The following is a 17,184-nucleotide window of genomic DNA, read 5'->3' as shown; positions in this document are numbered from 1 at the left end:
TTTTAAAGTAGGTTGCTAATGTCAGCAGATCGTACTTTAAAATCAATACGCCAGTTGCCCTATTTACGGTTAGTATGTGACACGCTGAAACTTTAGCGAACACTCTCCTTTTTTACCTTCTGAAATAACTGTATTTTTAGATACTTTAATAAATAACCAACGCATCACATGAAAAAACACTTTACCTTACTACTATCATTAGCACTGTCCGTAACACTATGGGCGCAATCTGAAGATCCCATCATTCAAAAAATGATTACAGAAGCTACCGAAAATTCGCAACTGGAAATCCTTGGTCATCAATTAATGGACGGCATTGGTCCTCGTTTAGTTGGGAGTCCGGGAATGCAAAAAGCCCACGATTGGGCCGTAGATACCTATAAAGACTGGGGTATTTCAGCAAGAAATGAAAAATGGGGCGAATGGCGCGGCTGGGAACGCGGTATTACGCATATAGATATGCTAGAACCCCGCGTGCAAAGTTTAAGTGGTACCCAACTAGCGTGGAACCCAAGTACAAAAAAAGACGGAGTAACTGCCGAAGTAATGATCCTACCCACCATAAAAGACTCCTTGGATTTTGTAAAGTGGCTTCCCAGCGTAAAAGGAAAACTGGTCATGATCTCTTTTATGCAACCTACCGGAAGACCAGATTATAACTGGGAAGAGTTTGCCAAAGAGGGTTCTATGGAACGGATGAAAAAAGACAGAGACTCTTTATCAGATCTTTTTAATGACAATGTTAAACGCACGGGGTATACCACAAGAAACATTCACGAAGCTCTGGAAAATGCCGGGGCTGCAGGAATTATTACTTCCAATTGGTCACGTGGCTTTGGAGTGAATAAAATATTTGGCGCACGTACAAAAAAAATTCCAACAGTAGATCTGGAGCTGGAAGACTACGGTATGGTTTACAGATTAGCAGCATCCGGCCAAAAACCAAAACTAAATATAGTCGCTCTTTCTAAAGAATTAGGTACAGTACCAACCTTCAATACCATTGCCGAAATTAAAGGGTCAGAAAAACCAGATGAATATGTAATTCTCTCAGCACATTTCGATTCCTGGGATGGCGCCACCGGAGCCACCGATAATGGAACCGGAACCTTAGTAATGATGGAAGCGATGCGTATTCTAAAGAAATACTATCCCAACCCAAAACGCACTATTTTAGTGGGGCATTGGGGTAGTGAAGAGCAAGGTCTCAATGGTTCCCGTGCCTTTGTGGAAGACCATCCAGAAATAGTTGCCAAAACACAAGCCTTATTTAATCAAGACAATGGTACAGGCCGTGTGGTAAAACTTTCTGGTGGCGGATTTCTCCAGGCCTACGATTATCTTGAGCGTTGGTTACGTCCCGTCCCAAAAAGTATTACAGACGAAATTGAAACTACCTTTCCCGGAACCCCGGCACGTGGCGGGTCAGATTATGCTTCGTTTCAAGCTGCGGGAGCACCTGGTTTTAGTTTGAGCTCTCTAAATTGGTCGTATTGGAACTACACCTGGCACACCAATCGGGATACCTATGACAAGATTGTATTTGATGACCTTCGGGATAATGTAATCCTAACAGCAATCTTAGCATATATGGCCAGCGAAGATCCTGAAATGGCCTCCAGAGAAAAAAGTGTCCTGCCATTGAACACCCGATCGGGCGAACCGGGTGAGTGGCCCACGCCTCGCTCTCCTACGCGTAAAGGTGGTATGGAATAAAGAAATAATAGAATACAAAAAAGCAGCCAAATTGGCTGCTTTTTTATTTTATAGCGCTATAGGAGTTAGCTTAAGATCATAACAGCTTTGGCATTCACAAATTCCTTGATTCCAAAACCACCGTGTTCCCTTCCATAACCAGAATCCTTAACACCTCCAAAAGGCATATTTGGTTCTGCCAATCCAAAAGAATTAATAAAGACCATCCCTGTGTCAAAATGCTTTTGAGCAAGTTCAATGGCTTTCTTTTCATTCTTACTGAAAATTCCTCCACCGAGTCCGAATCGGCTATCATTAGCAATTCGCATGGCATCTTTATTATCTTTTGCTTTGATCAAAGAAGCTACGGGTCCAAAGAATTCTTCTTCATACGCAGGTTGTCCAGGTTGTACATTTCCTAGTACTGTTGCCGGATAGTAAAATCCTTTTCCTTTTGGAATCTTCCCTCCTGTTAAGATTTCAGCTCCTTTTTCAACACTCTCTTCCAGCTGCTTGTGTAACTTATCTCGCATTTCGTTGGTTACCATTGGTCCCATTGCCGTTTCTTTTTTGGTAGGGTCGCCAGCTTCAACTTGCTTCATTCCTTTTACAAAGGCTTTTTTAAACTCTTCATACACACTTTCTACAACTACAAAGCGTTTTGCTGCCACACAAGTCTCTCCGTTATTGTAGGTACGTCCTTGCACACAGGTTTCGGCGGCTAATTTAATATCGGCATCATCCAAGACCAAATACGCATCATTACTTCCCAACTCCAACACTGTTTTCTTAAGATTCTTGGCAGCTTGTTGTGCCACTACTTTTCCGGCACCATCACTTCCTGTTAAGGTTACCCCTCTAACAAATTTATTAGCAATTACGTCGTCAGATTGTTGGTGATTTATAATAAGTACGGTAAATAAATCTTTAGGCAATCCAGCATCCTCAAAAATCTCCTTTAGTAAAAGTCCAGAACCTGTGCAACTTTGTGCGTGCTTTAACAAGACACCATTACCGGCCATTAAATTTACAATGGCATATCGAATAGCTTGATAGCAAGGGAAATTCCATGGTTGTATTCCGTAGATAACACCAATAGGCGAATAGGTTACAATTCCCTTTCCACCGTTTGCCAACTCGCGTTCATCATCGGCTAGCTCTTCTACGCCCATTTTAGCTGTATAATCGCAAACACCTGCGCATAACTTAACTTCCTGAAAGCCTTGCTTGATTACCTTCCCCATTTCTTGAGTCATCAGCTTCGCAAATTCCTCCCGACGCTCCATTAGCCCTTCACCAATCTTTTTAATGATTGCGGCTCTATCTTTCAATGATGTCAATTTCCAGGATGTAAATGCTTTATGACATTTTTCAATGGCTGTTTCCATTTCGTCAGGGGTCATATACGTATATTCCTTAATTACTTCTTCGGTAGCTGGATTTATAGTTCTAAATCCGCCCATTATTTCTCTGTTTTTCATATAAAATATTTTTTTCATTTCCGTGAAGACGGAAATCTTAGTTTTTTTAAAATTCATCTTAAACCTTCAATTTCAAAGGTTCCTGAGTGATTCCGCTTTTTCTGCGGAATTGTATCAAAGGATTGACTTACTGCGGGATCAACTCTCTAGTTTCAGCCTTATAATCTGTATACCCTTCTTTTCCCTGAGTGTAGAACGTATCTTTATCCCAGCCAGAAGTGTCTGCTTCTTCTCTAAAACGACCCACCAAATCTGGATTCGAAACATATAGTTTTGCATAAGCAACCAAATCGGCATTGCCATCACGTAGTATTTTATTTCCAGTAGATTGTGTAAAGCCTGTATTAATCATTAAATTTCCTTTGTACATAGGTCTATAGCGTTTTGCAATATCACAAACAGCATAAGGAACGTTACTTACATCCGTAAAAGGTTCGGATAAATGAATATAAGCTAAGGAATACTCATCATTCAATCTTTTAATGATATAATCGAATGTAGGAATCGTATCTTCAGTCACTTCCATTCCGAAAATTCCGTGCAGAGACGGATTAAAACGTGCTCCAATTTTCTCCTGCGGAATTACTTTTGCCATAGCATCTAAGGTTTCAAAAAAGAAACGCGCCTGGTTTTCTATGCTTCCGCCATAGGTGTCTTCTCTCTTATTACTAAAACTGCTGAAAAATTGATGAAATAAATACCCATTTGATGAATGGATCTCCACTCCGTCAAATCCTGCTTCTACAGCATTTTTAGCAGCTTGTACAAATTCTTTTTTTGTGGTTTCAATATCCTCTTTTGTCATTTCCTTTGGCGTCACTGTTTCTTTCTCGCCTTCTGGAGTAAAAACGGTTGCTTCAGGATTAATTGCTGAAGGCGCCCAAGGCAATTCTCCATCGTGAAAATCTGGATGCGAAATTCTACCTACGTGCCATAGCTGAATAAAAATTCGTCCACCAGCATCATGAACAGATTTGGTTACCTTCTTCCAGCCTTCTACTTGTGCTTTGGAATGAATTCCCGCTGTATAAACATACCCAACTGCTCTTTTAGAAACTTGAGAACCTTCTGTGATAATTAAACCTGCTGTTGCGCGCTGCGTATAGTAAGGCACGTGTAAATCTTCGGTTGCAGCCGCTTCTTTATTTTTGGCTCTACTTCTGGTCATAGGCGCCATTACCACGCGATTGGGTAAATCTAAATCTCCCATTGTAATGGGTTGCAATAAGGGTTGTGTATCTTTCATAGTACTTTTTTATTTTACATTTTACGTAAAGGTACTTTAGATAGATGTTAAAAAGTGTTGTAACAATAGGTGCGCGGGGTTAAACTATGTTAAGATTTCAGCAAAAAAAAGCGATAGTACCTTATATTGGTGCTATCGCTTTTTTTGTTTTAATAGAAACATCTATTCTTCCGAAACAAGCTTCACATCGCCTTTGTTGGAAATTTCAAACCTCTCCTTTTTTATCACACTTCTAAAATTAGAAGATCGTCTGTACGCATCTTGGAAATCGGCGTGATCTTTTTGTCTTTTTATTTCCATATTGACTGTCAATTAAAAATTAGGAATATAAAGCTATTGAAAATAGCCAGAACGATTCTACGCAATACTGCTAATTATCAAAACTTTAACCAATTTAAAAGCTATTCTTCCTCTTCTCTCGCTTTTTCTCTGTCGTCGGTATTTTCAAATTTGCGTTGCATCTTATCCATAGCATCTACAATTTTCTGTTTTTCTTCTCTTGAGATCATATCGTTGTCTTTAGTGAGTTTTACGTTTCCATCGCCAGCAACATTCAGTTGTTCTTCTTCTGAGGCAGCACCTCCAAAATTGGATGATCGTCTGTAGGTATCCTGAAAATCGGCGTGGTCTTTATTTTTCTTTTCTGTACTCATCTTTTTTATTTTTTAAAATTTCCGTTAAAGGCAAATGCCTCTTGTTCTTTACGCTCGCGCGTTACTTTTACCTCTTGCCGTTGTAAATCTTCTGGTAACGTGTCAAGATTTCCTCCATACCTTCCTATGGCAATAGCAGTGGCAACGTGATAATTATCTGGAAAACCGAATTCTTTCCCGGCTTTCTTAAAATCGATTCCAGCCATTTGGTGTATGGCAATATCCATACTAGTAGCCTGGATGCTTACATTTCCCATAAAAAGCCCTAAATCGTGTAATGCGTGAAAGTTCTCTTTCTCGCCGTCGTTCATATCTTTTTTAAACGCTCCTAATAATAATGCTGGCGCTCCTTTTGCCCAACTTTGATTAAATGCTACAAGGCATTCAAAAATTCTATCATAGGTGGTAGTGCCTTTAAGTCCCCAGATAATCCGCCAGGGCTGTAAATTATTACTACTGGCAGCCCAACGTCCTGCTTCTAATAACGTCTTAATTTCAGTTTCGGTAATTGGGGTTTCAGCAAAAGCACGTGGGCTCCATCTCTCTTTAATAAGGGGATGAATTTCGTATGCTGTTGGTGTCTTTTTTTCTGTCATATGCTTTCTTTTTTTGAAAAGTTACAATCATTGTCGTTTATTTAAAAACAATTAAAAAAGATTTAACTATTACAGTATAATTAACAAAATCCTATTATAGAATAGTGTACATATCTCCTACTTTTGCTGAAATTATAAGCTATGGTTTGGGGTATTTTTATTGCATTTGTTCTGGTAATGCTCTTTTTGGATTTAGCCGTTTTTAATAAGAAAGCGCACGAAATCAAAACAAAAGAGGCAACCATTTTCACAGTAATCTGGGTAAGTATTGCGTTGCTTTTTTCTGGTGTTATTTATTGGCTTTTCTCAACAGGTTTAGTAGAAAACCCTACACAACTTTCACCCAAAACGGCAGTTTTAAAATATATTACAGGATACCTTATTGAGCTATCTCTAAGTATAGATAATGTTTTTGTGATTGCTGTAATATTCAGCTCCTTTGCTATTCCTGCAAAATACCAGCACCGAGTACTTTTTTGGGGAATTTTAGGAGCTATCATTTTTAGAGCATTAATGATTGTTTTTGGAGTTGCGCTTATTAATAAATTTGAATGGATTATTTACGTGTTTGGAGTTTTCCTGCTCTATACAGCTTATAAAATGGCTACTTCCAGCGATACCGATTTTGACCCGAAGCATTCTAAAGTTTATAAATTTATACGAAAGATTTTTCCAGTAACTCAAAAAATTGAAGGGGAGAAGTTCTTTATTAAAAGAATGGGAATTAAAGCCGCTACGCCTCTTTTTGTAGCACTGCTCATTATAGAGCTTACAGACATTCTTTTTGCGCTAGATAGTATTCCTGCCATCCTGGCAATCACTGCAGATCCTTTTATAGTGTTTAGCTCCAACATCCTGGCTATTCTCGGACTTAGATCCATGTATTTCCTGATTTCGCGGATGCTACAGAAATTCAGATATATAAATTACAGTTTGGTCGCTATTTTAAGTTTTGTGGGTATAAAAATGCTTATCTCTCACCATGTGGAAATACCAGAATGGCTTTCTCTCGCAGTGATTGGGGTTGCACTTTTAGCAGGAATCTTAGCATCCATCTACATACCTACTTCTGAAGAGCCTGTCACTAAAGACAATTTGCCAAAATAATACTAAAAGTTTGCCCTCCCCTTGAAGGAATTGTATCTTTAATTTTCAATTAAAAACAACAAAACTATGCATATTAATTTTGAATATAAAGACGTTTCAGCCAGCACAAGACTAGAAGCTTTAGCAACCGAAAAACTAGAAAAATTAGAAGCTAAATATACTTTTATAGTAAATACCGATGTGTATTTCAAAAAAGAAAACACGGCAAGTCCTGAGACAGGAATGATTACTGAGATACGCATAAACGTACCAGGCACCACACTTTTTGCAGAAGCTAATAACGGATCTTTTGAATCTTCCTTAGCAAAAGCTACTACCGAAGTTGCCAAGCAACTCCGTAAGAAAAAAGAAAAAATGCAAACACACTAAATTATACCCAACTTGAAACCAGGCAACAACCAATCACATAAAGAAATGGGAGTAATCGCAAGAGACGATAGAGAATTTACATTAATATACAGTCACAATACCAGAGTAGGAAAACACGCGTTAGCTTATTTACAAGGTATTAAGGAAAAGTTGAATGCAGTAGATATTTCAAAAACTAAAGTGAGTGATACACAATGGACAGAAATAGCAGAAGCTTTAAACTGTAAAGTGGGCGATCTTATAGACAAACGATTGGTGAAAGCGGAAGATACCTCCAGCTATGGAACTAATGATTGGTTGAAAATTTTACAGAATAACGATGAAGTTCTGTCTCACCCCATTGCAATTAATGGCAAGGTAACAAGGCAAATTGCCAATGGCCCTGATGTTTTAAAGTTCTTTGGAGTAGATTCGGCTGGTTTAGAGAAAACAATGCATACCGAAGACCCCACTATAGAAAGCACCACAAACAATGAAGATTTTATAAAATAAATTATTTATTAACTGAATAAAAAAAGAAGCACTGTTTAAGTGCTTCTTTTTTTGTCGTAAATGTTTTATTTTATTGCTTTACGCGCGCTAAAGGCTGAATTTCCGGTCGTACTTCTTTATACTTTTCTAATTGAATACGGGTAAGAATATCTCCCATTTCGGCAGTTTCATTTTGTTTTAATGCTACCATTTTGTTGAGCATATCTTCTCCTTCGCTATTGGCTTTTATTTTTTCTTCCCGAATCAAAAACTCTTCCACCTTTTTTCTAAAAAGCAATTCTTGCTTTGCTCTAAGGCCAAGCACATCCACATATTTATCGGTTATAATTTTCGCTTTTTCTTGTAGGGCTTCACTTCCAACCTGTAGGCTTGTATCTTGAGCCATTGAAGAAAACGAAATAAATAATACGAGTAATACTAGTAACTTTTTCATAACTTTTTATTTTTAAGATAAGAAGCCAAGCCTAGTAAATCAAGATGTTTAGCACTGTTTAACAACAAATGTTAAGGCAATTGTAACGGCTATTCTTGAAATCTATAATACCCACATTTTAAGTACGCACCTTCAGGAAACGAAACAGGATGATCTGTATCGTGACTTGTTTTTAATTGTAACGAAAATGTGCGTGGTTGCATTTGAAGTGTTTCTTTATTAATCTGAAAAAAGTCTTCCGCTGAAATTCGTGAACTACACGAAGCCAATACTAGCAGGCCTCCTCTAGCCGTTAATTTTTCTCCTAACTGGGCTAACTGCGCATATTTCTTTTTGGCGACTGTAATTTCCTTCTGTCGTTTGGCAAAACTTGGCGGATCTATTACCACCACATCATATCTTTTTTGGTCGTTGATGAGTTGTTTCATTACTTCAAATGCATCTCCTGCCAGCGTAATGTGAACGCCATTGGATTTGTTTAGGGTTCCATTTGCCTTCGCCAGTTCCAAAGCTTGCTCGCTTATGTCCAGACTTGTAACTTCCTTGGCATTATTAGCGAGTGCGTGTACCGAAAATCCGCCTGCGTAACTAAAAACATCCAAAACCGTTTTTCCTTTACTCAATTCCCCTACCCGTCTTCGGTTGTCGCGATGGTCTAAGAAATAGCCGGTTTTATGGCCTTTTATCACATTTGCTGAAAAGTTGACTCCGTGCTCCTTAAATAAAATGGTTTCATCTGGTAATTCCCCGTAGAGTATAGTTCCTTCGATAAAAGGAAACTTCTCTTTTTGCTGAAGGGTTCGGCTTAATCGTAACACAGCAGTTTCAGTAGTTGAAATCGCTATCAGAAGTTTTAAAATAGTCTCTAAATATGGCAACCAAATAGCTGAATATAGCTTTACCACCAACACATTCGCGTAAACATCTGCTATCAAACCGGGGAAGCCGTCGTTTTCGCCAAAGAGTAACCGATAACTGTTGGTATCGGTTTCTAATAGGCCTAATCGAAGCGCATACGCACGCTGAATCTTTTCTTTAAAAAAGACCTCATCCAGCTTGGCACCACCTTCGTGATGTAGCATTTTAATAACAATGGGAGAGTCTGGATCGTACAACCCTACTCCTATTGCTTTGTTTTTATTGTGACTAAATATGATGGCAATATCGCCTGCTGTTCCTTCTTTGTTGATTTTCTCGACACTTTCAGAAAAAATCCAAGGATGACCACTACGTACAGAGCGTTCTCCTTTTACGGTAAGTTTTACAGCTAGAACTTGGGGTATTATTTTGGGGAAAGTAGTTGTGAACATTAGAGCTTTTTATGGATGATGGCAATAGCATCATTCAACGTACGTAGAGTTTCCATATCCTCATTGGCAAATTCTATATTGAATTCGTCCTCCACATCCAACACAATATCAACCAGGTGAGCCGAATTAATATTAAGTTCTCCCGTAAGGTCGCTATCTGGGTTTATCTCGTCGCCGTTAACGTCTTCTGGAAGGTAATTTTTTACGATAGGTAGGATTTTTACGTAGATTTCTTCGGTAGTCATATTTTTTTTCTTGAAGGACAAAAATAAGGTAATTCAATTGACTTCTGGTTACTACAAAGTCGTTTTCAAAAAGGACGTTTGGAGCCAGAGCCTGTCCCGAATTAATCGGGAACGTTTTGACCCACGACCATTTGAACCACGACAATTTGGATAGTTTTGAAATAAGGCTATAGCAAAACTATACACTTTTTATCGTGAATCGTGCAGAGAGCAGCGCAAACGGTCTTGGTTCCAACCGTCCTTTTCAACCAGTGTATTTTCTAAAAACCATACACGCATTTACATCCCCAAAACCGAAACTCGCTTTTATTGCAGTTGTGATGTTTGCTGAAATTTTCTGTTGCGGCATCTTTTCCGAAGCCACCAAACTGGAAATTTCGGGATGTACATCTTCACAATTCACATTTGGAAATACAAAACCTTCTTTCATCTGAAGTATTGTTGAAACTACTTCCATACTACCGCTAGCCGCTAAACAATGCCCTACCATTCCTTTTAAAGAATTGATATAGGGAAAATCATTCCCTTTTCTGTGTAAGGCTGCACACCAATTTTGAATTTCATCTGGATCTTTAATCGTTGCGGTTAAATGCCCGTTTATGTAATCTATTTCATCAGCAATAATTCCTGCGTCTAACATCGCATTTTTAATACAACGTTGCACCGCTTCGCTATTAGGAGCCGTCATACTGCCACCAGCTCGCTGACCGCCACTGTTTACGTGACCTCCTAAGATTTCAGCATATATCGTCGCACCCCGTTTTTGTGCGCTTTCTAACGATTCTAACAACAAGGCTCCTGCCCCACTTCCTGGTACAAATCCGCTGGCGGTAGCGCTCATAGGTCGCGATGCTTTCTCGGGTTCATCGTTATGTTTATACGTAATCACTTTCATAGCATCAAAGCCACCCCATAAGTACGGACCGTGATCGCTGGTGCTTCCGCAGAGCATTTGGGTAGCTTTCCCTGATGCGATGCGCTCATAACCCATTAAAATAGCTTCGGTTCCTGTCGCACAAGCCGATGAATTGGTAGTAACAACATTTGCCGCGCCCGTCATTCCTCCTAAATACGCACTAATACCGCTCGCCATAGTCTGCACCACCGTAGTGCTTCCCAAACGTCTCACATTTTGCTCATCTACTTTATAAATCGCTTCCCGAAATTTATCCACGCCGCTCGTTCCGGTGCCAAACACTATTCCTAAATCCCAATTGGGTTCTGTTTCAGAAATTTCAACTTTTGCATCCCGGATGGCATCCATTCCTGCTATGACTCCATAAAGAATTCCACTGCTGTTGAAGTTCCGGAGCTGAAGTTCTGTGAAATACTCGCGTTTCTTTTCTTCTGAAATAATAGGCACACCGCCCACTTGGCAGGAAAACTTTAAATCCTCTAATTCTGGAAAATGCTGAATACCCGAAGTACCGTTTTTTAAGGCTTCCGTAAACGCAGGAATGCCCACCCCGTTTGGAGCGGCAATTCCTAATCCTGTTATGACGACACGTTGTTTGATAGTTAATTAGTAAAAATGTTATTTAATTGGTTTGTACTTTAGTTTTCGTTTACTATTTTTCACTGACTACTGACTACTGACTACTGACTACTGACTACTGACTACTGACAACTTCATCATCCCGCTAATCGTCCCTTTCGCCACTACTTCTCCTGCTTTATTCAGCATTTTTACGTTGCATTTCAATTTATGAAATCTAAAATATTCTTTTTCTGAAATTACGGTTACCGTCTCCTTTGGGAACACAGGTTTGTAAAAATCTACTTGGTGACTGCTCAAGGCTATTTGTATGTTTTTTGTTTCTGAATCTTTCAGCAGAAATATGCCAAGGCACACCAAACCTATTTGCGCCATACACTCAACCAAAATAACACCGGGCGTCACAGGATTCTCCTTAAAATGGCCTTTATAAAAATATTCATTTTCCTTAAAGGTATAGGTTCCCTCTGCCCTAGCTTCGGTTATTGAAACCAAATCGTCTACAAAAAGAAATGGTTTTGTGTAGGGGAGTTTGTTTAGGATAGTTTTCAAATTCATAACGTTGTCTGGTCGAGCGCAGTCGAGACCTAAGTTTAACCTCAAGCATTTTAATCAACCTCTCGGTATGCTGCGCATCGATACCTTCGGTCAAAATTATATTTTATCCTCGATAGGACATATCAATAAATCTAAAATCGTCCATAGTCAATCGTACCTTTAAAATCACCTAAGGCCTTCTCCACCATCAACCCGCAACACCACGCCGTTAATCCATTTTCCTTCTTCCTGGCAAAGAAGCCATACGGCATTCGCTACATCTTCAGGAGTTGTTAATCTGCCAAACGGATTTCTTCTTTTTGCCATTTCGGCTAGTTTATCACTTCCGGGAATCATTTTAAAGGACGGTGTTTCGGTGGTTCCTGCCTGGATGCAATTGGTTGTAATTCCGTGAGGAGCCAACTCAATTGCCATTTGTCTCATAAGCGCTTCCAAAGTGGCTTTTGCGGCGGAAACTGCGCCATATCCAGGCCAAACCTTGGTGTTTCCTTCACTGGTAAAGGCTATGTTTCTAACGTTTTTACAAAATTTATCCTGCTGCAACAGGGCTGCAGTCCATTGCCACCAACTGGTTCCCATGGCGTGTAGCGTGATGTCTATATCGATTTTAGAGAGCACTTCTTCAGTTCCAGATAATGCTTTTAAACTTCCTTTGGCGATACTATGGATTAAAACTGAAATGCTCTTTGCCTCAATTTCAGCCAACACTTCCTGCATTGTTTCTTCCTTCAGCGCATCTTTATTATAAGTTGTTACCGAAACTCCAAACGATTCCATTTTAGCAACTTCAGCTTCAAGATTAGGAATGTTACTTTTTCTATCTCGGTGAACAAGTACAATAGCATATCCAGCCGAAGCCAACTTATGAGCCGTAGCCAAGCCTAAGCCACTGCTGCCGCCTAGAATGAGCGCTGTTTTAGGTGTTGTTTCAATTTTCGTCATACTTAAAATTCCAATAAAATTCGTTGTGCCGAAAACCCTGGTCCAAAACTCAACATTAAGCCAAGTTCGCCTTTTTTCGGTTTCCTGTCCATAAAGCGTTCTAAAACGTACAAAACTGTCGCACTGCTCATATTTCCGTAGAGACGGAGTGTTTCTTTGGTATCGTCTATATTCTTGCCCAAACTTCCGAAGAGTTCTTCCACGGTTTGCACAATTTTTTTCCCACCAGGATGAAAAATAAGGTGATCTATATCTTCAATGGTTTTGCCGTTTCGCTCTAAAAAAGGATGAACGATGGCTGGAAAATGATCGGCAATTTTCTGTGGCACTTCTTTGTCTAAAATCATTTGCAGGCCTGTGTTTACTAACTTAAACCCCATCATGGAAGTCGCATCATAAAAATGGTACATAGCTTCATCTAAAATTTTAGGCCCCGTAGCATCTGCTTCCGAAGATAACAACACACAGGCCGCGCCATCTCCAAAAATAGCAGCACTCACAATATTCACCATAGAATAATCGTCTAATTGAAACGTAGCCGTTGGAGATTCCAAAGCAATCACGGCAGCTCGTTTGCCTGGATTGGCTTTTAAAAAGTTCTTGGCATAGATAATTCCGCTTACGCCAGCGGCACAGCCCATTTCGGTTACAGGCAATCGCACTATATCCTGACGCATTTTTAAATCGTTTATAAGATAGGCATCTATGGAAGGAATCATAATCCCCGTGCAACTTACCGTAATTATAAAATCGATATCGGTAGGCTTCCAATTTGCTTTATCCAATGCTTTTTGAAGTGATTCTCTTCCCAGTTTTTTCACTTCCCGAACATATATATCATTACGTTCTTCAAAAGAAGAACTAAGAAATACTTCGTGCGCATCCATGATAGAATACCGGCGGTCTACCCCTGCTCCTTCAAATAATTTTATAACTTTTCGTTTAAAGCGGCTGTCTTGTCCTTCCATCCAAGTTTTTACAAAAGGTAGAATTTCGCTCGTCACTCTGGTATATTGAGGTAACTGCTTTGCTACGGAGGTAATTGTTACAGGTGTTTCTATGATTTCTATTCTTTTAATACTATGATTAGTATTGCTGTAATGGTTGCTATAATTACAATTATTACATTACAAAGCAACGTATATTACTTAAAAATTGGACATTTCTCAATCGTGCCTAGTATTTTTTATAATCCATTGCCATCTAAATGCCCAATTCCATTGTATGGTTGAAAATTTTTCAGGTAATTGGGCTGCTAGACTCATTAACTCTCTATGTTTAAATCCGCGTGCTACGGAAACAAGGCCGTCGTGTCTGGCAATCTTACTGTTTATAAAGATACTACTGAAAAGCCGAAACAACCAAAAGGCAATGCGGCTTCTATGCAAGTCGTTTACCACTACTCCAACGTTTGCTTCTGCTGAAAGTTTGTTAAGAATAGCTATAATCCCTTCATTTTTAAAATGATGCAGAAATAAGGTACACAATACAATATCATATTCGGCAAGAATGGGGCCTTCAGAAAAAATATCTTTTACATGAAATGAAATGTTGGGATATGCTTTTGATTTAGCCTTAGCGATTTTAATAATGTGCTCATTGCCATCTATTCCAATGAGGTTGAATTTATACATATTCGCTTCTCCGAATTGGGCAACCTTCCGAAGCATTTCTCCATCACCACAACCAATATCTACTATAGTTATACATTCTTTTTTTGAAATGAATTGTAGTAAATTTTTAATCCCTTTCAATGTAACCTGCTGCCCACCCAGTATTTTATTAACTGTTTTAAGATCATTGAGCATTATTTCCATTTCTGGACCATGCAACTCGAAATTATCTAAAATTTCTTCTTGTTTGGAACGGCTTTTAGTGGAATAACTAATCATATAACAATGTCTCCATGCGTTTTGGCTATAATTTTTGGTAGTAGGGAAGGTACCATTTTTGAAATATTGAAGAATGCTTTTGTTAATGAGGGTTGTAATAATAAACCTTGAACCCTGCGACCTGTATGTAATCTTTTTAAAAAGGTTTCTGACCAGATTTTTGTATATTTTTCTTCAAGTATAGTCCTGTTATTAAAATCATTTTGTAAAAATATTTCAGAGAGCAATTTGCCACTATGAATAGCCATTGCCATACCATTACCACACAGCGGGTGAATAAGTCCCGCAGCATCCCCGATCATAAAAATATGGTTTTCTACCGGTTGTTTGTCTTCGAAGGAAATCTGACTTATCGTCAAAGGTTCTTCAAATAACGGATTCGCATTCTGAAAGAACTTAGCTAAAAAGGGATTAGCGCTTAGTACCTTTTGCTGAAATTCAGCTATACTTTTTACTTTCTTAAACGAATGGTAGGTGGTAAGATAACACGCATTTACAGCGTTATTTTCAATTTTCGACAAACCACAATAGCCTCCTTTAAAATTGTGGAGCGCCACCACATCATCTTCAAAAGGATGCTCATAATGCGCTTTAACTGCGAGCCACGGAGATTTTTTCTGAATAAAATTTCGATGCAGATACTTATCTACATTGGAACGTTTCCCAAAAGCACCAATTACATACGTGGCTTTATAGTGTAAATTTTCTTTGGTGGTAATTGCAAAGGAATTGTCTTTAAAATCAACTTGTGTGCAGGTTTCAATGACTATTTCAGCAAATTCAGCTGCTTTTTTGTATAGCAGGTTATCCAATTCGTAGCGACTCATGCCAAAACCACCTAAGGGCAATGCGGTTTTAATTAATTTACCCTGGTGTGTTGAAATTTCAAAACGGTCAATTTTTTTGGCTCCTTGGGCAATAGGATCTATGCCAATGGATTGTAGATACGGCAATACTTCGTTAGAAATATATTCGCCACAAACCCTATGTCTTGGGTAGGCATCTTTTTCCAGTAGTAAAACTTTATATTTTTTCCCTAATACAATAGCTGCAATTAAACCCCCAAGGCCACCGCCTATAATTAGGATGTCGAATGTTGTGTTTTGTTGCATATATTAAAGTACGGGATAGTTTTCAACATAAAAAAACCCTGTACTCAAATAAGCACAGGATTTTAAAATTTCTGAAAAAGCAAAGGTGATTATCCTTTATTCGCTTCGTTTTCGGCGTCATTTTTCATTTTATCATTAGGTACAATAACAACGTTTACACGTCTGTTTTGTGCACGACCTTCGGCAGTATTATTGTCTGCCACAGGGCTTTGCTCACCATACCAGTTGGTTGTAAAACGACCAGCTCCTAAACTTTTAGTTGTAGTAAAATACGTTGTTACAGATTCTGCACGTTGCTTAGACAAAGTCATATTATAAGCGTCTGCGCCCGTATTGTCCGTATGTCCTACTACTAATACATTCGTATCAGGATACTCGCGTAATACACCTGTTAGTTTATCTAATGTCACCATAGATTTCGCATTGATGTTGTATTTGTTAGTGTCAAAATACACTCCAGAATTCTCATCAAAAGTTACTACAATACCATCATCTACACGTTCTACTTGTGCACCAGGAATTTCAGTCTCAATTTTTTTAGCCTGGTTATCCATTCTTCTTCCTATAATTGCTCCAGCGGCACCACCGGCGACACCTCCAATTACGGCACCAATTTCACCGTTTCCACCTTTACCTATATTGTTCCCAAGGATAGCGCCAAGAATAGCACCTCCACCAGCACCAATTACAGTACCTTTTTGAGAGTTATTAGCATTTCTAGTAGCTTCACAGTTAGTAAACAACACTAAAGTTGCAAGTGCTAGGGTTACGATTGATATTTTTCGATATATTGTCTTCATATTATTCATTTATTTTAGAAAAGTTCATAGTTATTGTAAAAGGTTTTCCTTCAAGATTTACAGTTTGTTCCCAACGCATATTATTTTCACTTAACTGCGCTAAACGTACTCTAAATCCTATAGAGTTGTCTTTATCTGGCTTACCTAATTTCATAGTTGGCTTCAATAAGAAATCATACAATCCTGAGGTTTGATCGATTTCCTGAATGCTAAAAATGAAATTTCTATCACCTTGTAAGCAATCTCCTCCATTTACGGTATATAAACCACTATTGTTGTTGGGGATAAAGCGCCATGTACTACCTTCAAAACACTCTCTAGAGGTATCGTTGAAGATGGTTACATTAAATGTACCAGACTCGCTATAACTTATGTTATCCAGAGACCAGTAGCCTTTTACTTCTTTTTTTGCTTGAATTACTGTTTTTGGTGTTCCGCAAGAAAATGCGACTACAGCCATGACAGTAAGAATGAGGATTTTTTTCATGTGTTTAATTTTGGTTGTTTATTATAAGTGTTTAAATTAAAAAATATTATCTTCTAAAGATTCTTGATAATAAGGATAGTACTAAGAGTACTAAGAAAATCCAGAAAATAATCATCGCGATATCGGTTGCACCTTCTGCAATGCCACCAAATCCGAATATTGCTGCTATTAAAGCAATTACAAGAAAAATAATTATCCAGCGTACCATAATATTAAGTTTTTATTGGTTAATAATGATACTAAGATACGGTGCCTCGATGTGCTATGGTAA

21 protein-coding genes are annotated in these 17,184 nt (G+C 38.6%); 4 read left to right on the top strand and 17 right to left on the bottom strand.

Features of this window, described 5'->3' with window-relative positions; translation table 11 throughout:
- Positions 1-168: 168 nt before the first annotated feature.
- Positions 169-1,716, top strand: coding sequence for a M20/M25/M40 family metallo-hydrolase (locus ACQ2HF_RS11895; protein ID WP_432410638.1), 1,548 nt, complete (start codon positions 169-171; stop codon positions 1,714-1,716).
- A 65-nt stretch (positions 1,717-1,781) separates the two neighbouring features.
- Here the strand turns inward: ACQ2HF_RS11895 and ACQ2HF_RS11890 are convergent, their stop codons facing one another.
- The 5 genes from ACQ2HF_RS11890 to ACQ2HF_RS11870 all read right to left on the bottom strand — a co-directional run bounded on the left by ACQ2HF_RS11890 (position 1,782) and on the right by ACQ2HF_RS11870 (position 5,671).
- Positions 1,782-3,176, bottom strand: coding sequence for an NAD-dependent succinate-semialdehyde dehydrogenase (locus ACQ2HF_RS11890; RefSeq protein ID WP_432410637.1), 1,395 nt, complete (start codon positions 3,174-3,176; stop codon positions 1,782-1,784).
- A gap of 127 nt (positions 3,177-3,303) precedes the next feature.
- Positions 3,304-4,422 carry an alkene reductase gene (locus ACQ2HF_RS11885; protein ID WP_432410636.1) on the bottom strand — a complete coding sequence of 373 codons (1,119 nt, stop codon included), beginning with the start codon at positions 4,420-4,422 and terminating at the stop codon, positions 3,304-3,306.
- Positions 4,423-4,584: 162 nt separating this feature from the next.
- Positions 4,585-4,722: a hypothetical protein gene (locus tag ACQ2HF_RS11880; RefSeq protein WP_432410635.1), complete on the bottom strand. Its 138-nt coding sequence runs from the start codon at positions 4,720-4,722 to the stop codon at positions 4,585-4,587.
- Positions 4,723-4,823: 101 nt separating this feature from the next.
- Entirely contained in the window at positions 4,824-5,075 is a 252-nt protein-coding gene (locus ACQ2HF_RS11875; protein WP_432410634.1) for a hypothetical protein, read from the bottom strand.
- A gap of 5 nt (positions 5,076-5,080) precedes the next feature.
- Positions 5,081-5,671, bottom strand: a complete 591-nt coding sequence (locus ACQ2HF_RS11870; protein WP_432410633.1) for a nitroreductase family protein — start codon at positions 5,669-5,671, stop codon at positions 5,081-5,083.
- Positions 5,672-5,812: 141 nt separating this feature from the next.
- On the opposite strand from ACQ2HF_RS11870, the gene ACQ2HF_RS11865 reads away from it, so the two are divergent.
- From ACQ2HF_RS11865 to ACQ2HF_RS11855, 3 genes are all read left to right on the top strand, one after another.
- Positions 5,813-6,778, top strand: coding sequence for a TerC family protein (locus tag ACQ2HF_RS11865; protein WP_432410632.1), 966 nt, complete (start codon positions 5,813-5,815; stop codon positions 6,776-6,778).
- A 66-nt stretch (positions 6,779-6,844) separates the two neighbouring features.
- On the top strand, positions 6,845-7,147 hold the full coding sequence (hpf, locus tag ACQ2HF_RS11860; RefSeq protein ID WP_432410631.1) for a ribosome hibernation-promoting factor, HPF/YfiA family: 303 nt from the start codon (positions 6,845-6,847) through the stop codon (positions 7,145-7,147).
- A gap of 12 nt (positions 7,148-7,159) precedes the next feature.
- Positions 7,160-7,639 carry an arsenate reductase family protein gene (locus tag ACQ2HF_RS11855; RefSeq protein WP_432410630.1) on the top strand — a complete coding sequence of 160 codons (480 nt, stop codon included), beginning with the start codon at positions 7,160-7,162 and terminating at the stop codon, positions 7,637-7,639.
- A 70-nt stretch (positions 7,640-7,709) separates the two neighbouring features.
- Here the strand turns inward: ACQ2HF_RS11855 and ACQ2HF_RS11850 are convergent, their stop codons facing one another.
- From ACQ2HF_RS11850 to ACQ2HF_RS11795, 12 genes are all read right to left on the bottom strand, one after another.
- Positions 7,710-8,072, bottom strand: a complete 363-nt coding sequence (locus ACQ2HF_RS11850) for a hypothetical protein (RefSeq protein WP_432410629.1) — start codon at positions 8,070-8,072, stop codon at positions 7,710-7,712.
- Between the two features lie 89 nt (positions 8,073-8,161).
- Positions 8,162-9,382 (bottom strand): class I SAM-dependent rRNA methyltransferase, encoded by a 1,221-nt coding sequence (locus ACQ2HF_RS11845; protein WP_432410628.1) that lies wholly within the window; start codon positions 9,380-9,382, stop codon positions 8,162-8,164.
- The gene (locus ACQ2HF_RS11840; protein ID WP_432410627.1) at positions 9,382-9,627 is read right to left on the bottom strand and encodes an acyl carrier protein; all 246 of its coding nucleotides are present in this window, start codon (positions 9,625-9,627) and stop codon (positions 9,382-9,384) included. Before ACQ2HF_RS11840 ends, ACQ2HF_RS11845 begins: the two co-directional genes overlap by 1 nt.
- Positions 9,628-9,871: 244 nt before the next feature.
- The gene (locus ACQ2HF_RS11835; protein ID WP_432413090.1) at positions 9,872-11,143 is read right to left on the bottom strand and encodes a beta-ketoacyl-[acyl-carrier-protein] synthase family protein; all 1,272 of its coding nucleotides are present in this window, start codon (positions 11,141-11,143) and stop codon (positions 9,872-9,874) included.
- An 87-nt stretch (positions 11,144-11,230) separates the two neighbouring features.
- Positions 11,231-11,680, bottom strand: a complete 450-nt coding sequence (locus tag ACQ2HF_RS11830) for a 3-hydroxyacyl-ACP dehydratase FabZ family protein (RefSeq protein WP_432410626.1) — start codon at positions 11,678-11,680, stop codon at positions 11,231-11,233.
- A 165-nt stretch (positions 11,681-11,845) separates the two neighbouring features.
- Positions 11,846-12,622, bottom strand: coding sequence for an SDR family NAD(P)-dependent oxidoreductase (locus tag ACQ2HF_RS11825; protein WP_432410625.1), 777 nt, complete (start codon positions 12,620-12,622; stop codon positions 11,846-11,848).
- A 2-nt stretch (positions 12,623-12,624) separates the two neighbouring features.
- Positions 12,625-13,626 (bottom strand): type III polyketide synthase, encoded by a 1,002-nt coding sequence (locus tag ACQ2HF_RS11820; protein WP_432410624.1) that lies wholly within the window; start codon positions 13,624-13,626, stop codon positions 12,625-12,627.
- Between the two features lie 162 nt (positions 13,627-13,788).
- Positions 13,789-14,514 carry a methyltransferase domain-containing protein gene (locus ACQ2HF_RS11815; protein ID WP_432410623.1) on the bottom strand — a complete coding sequence of 242 codons (726 nt, stop codon included), beginning with the start codon at positions 14,512-14,514 and terminating at the stop codon, positions 13,789-13,791.
- Positions 14,511-15,626 carry an NAD(P)/FAD-dependent oxidoreductase gene (locus ACQ2HF_RS11810; RefSeq protein WP_432410622.1) on the bottom strand — a complete coding sequence of 372 codons (1,116 nt, stop codon included), beginning with the start codon at positions 15,624-15,626 and terminating at the stop codon, positions 14,511-14,513. The genes ACQ2HF_RS11815 and ACQ2HF_RS11810 overlap by 4 nt, the downstream gene beginning before the upstream one ends.
- 89 nt (positions 15,627-15,715) lie before the next feature.
- On the bottom strand, positions 15,716-16,426 hold the full coding sequence (locus ACQ2HF_RS11805; RefSeq protein ID WP_432410621.1) for an OmpA family protein: 711 nt from the start codon (positions 16,424-16,426) through the stop codon (positions 15,716-15,718).
- A 1-nt stretch (position 16,427) separates the two neighbouring features.
- Entirely contained in the window at positions 16,428-16,913 is a 486-nt protein-coding gene (locus tag ACQ2HF_RS11800; RefSeq protein WP_432410620.1) for a lipocalin family protein, read from the bottom strand.
- Positions 16,914-16,959: 46 nt separating this feature from the next.
- Complete coding sequence (locus ACQ2HF_RS11795; RefSeq protein ID WP_432410619.1) at positions 16,960-17,121, bottom strand: DUF1328 domain-containing protein; 162 nt, start codon at positions 17,119-17,121, stop codon at positions 16,960-16,962.
- Positions 17,122-17,184 lie beyond the last annotated feature (63 nt).

This window comes from Rasiella sp. SM2506 (assembly GCF_050859505.1).
Taxonomy (GTDB): domain Bacteria; phylum Bacteroidota; class Bacteroidia; order Flavobacteriales; family Flavobacteriaceae; genus Marinirhabdus.
The sequence above is the reverse complement of the archived record's forward strand: the minus strand, read 5'-3'. Positions and strand labels throughout refer to the sequence as shown.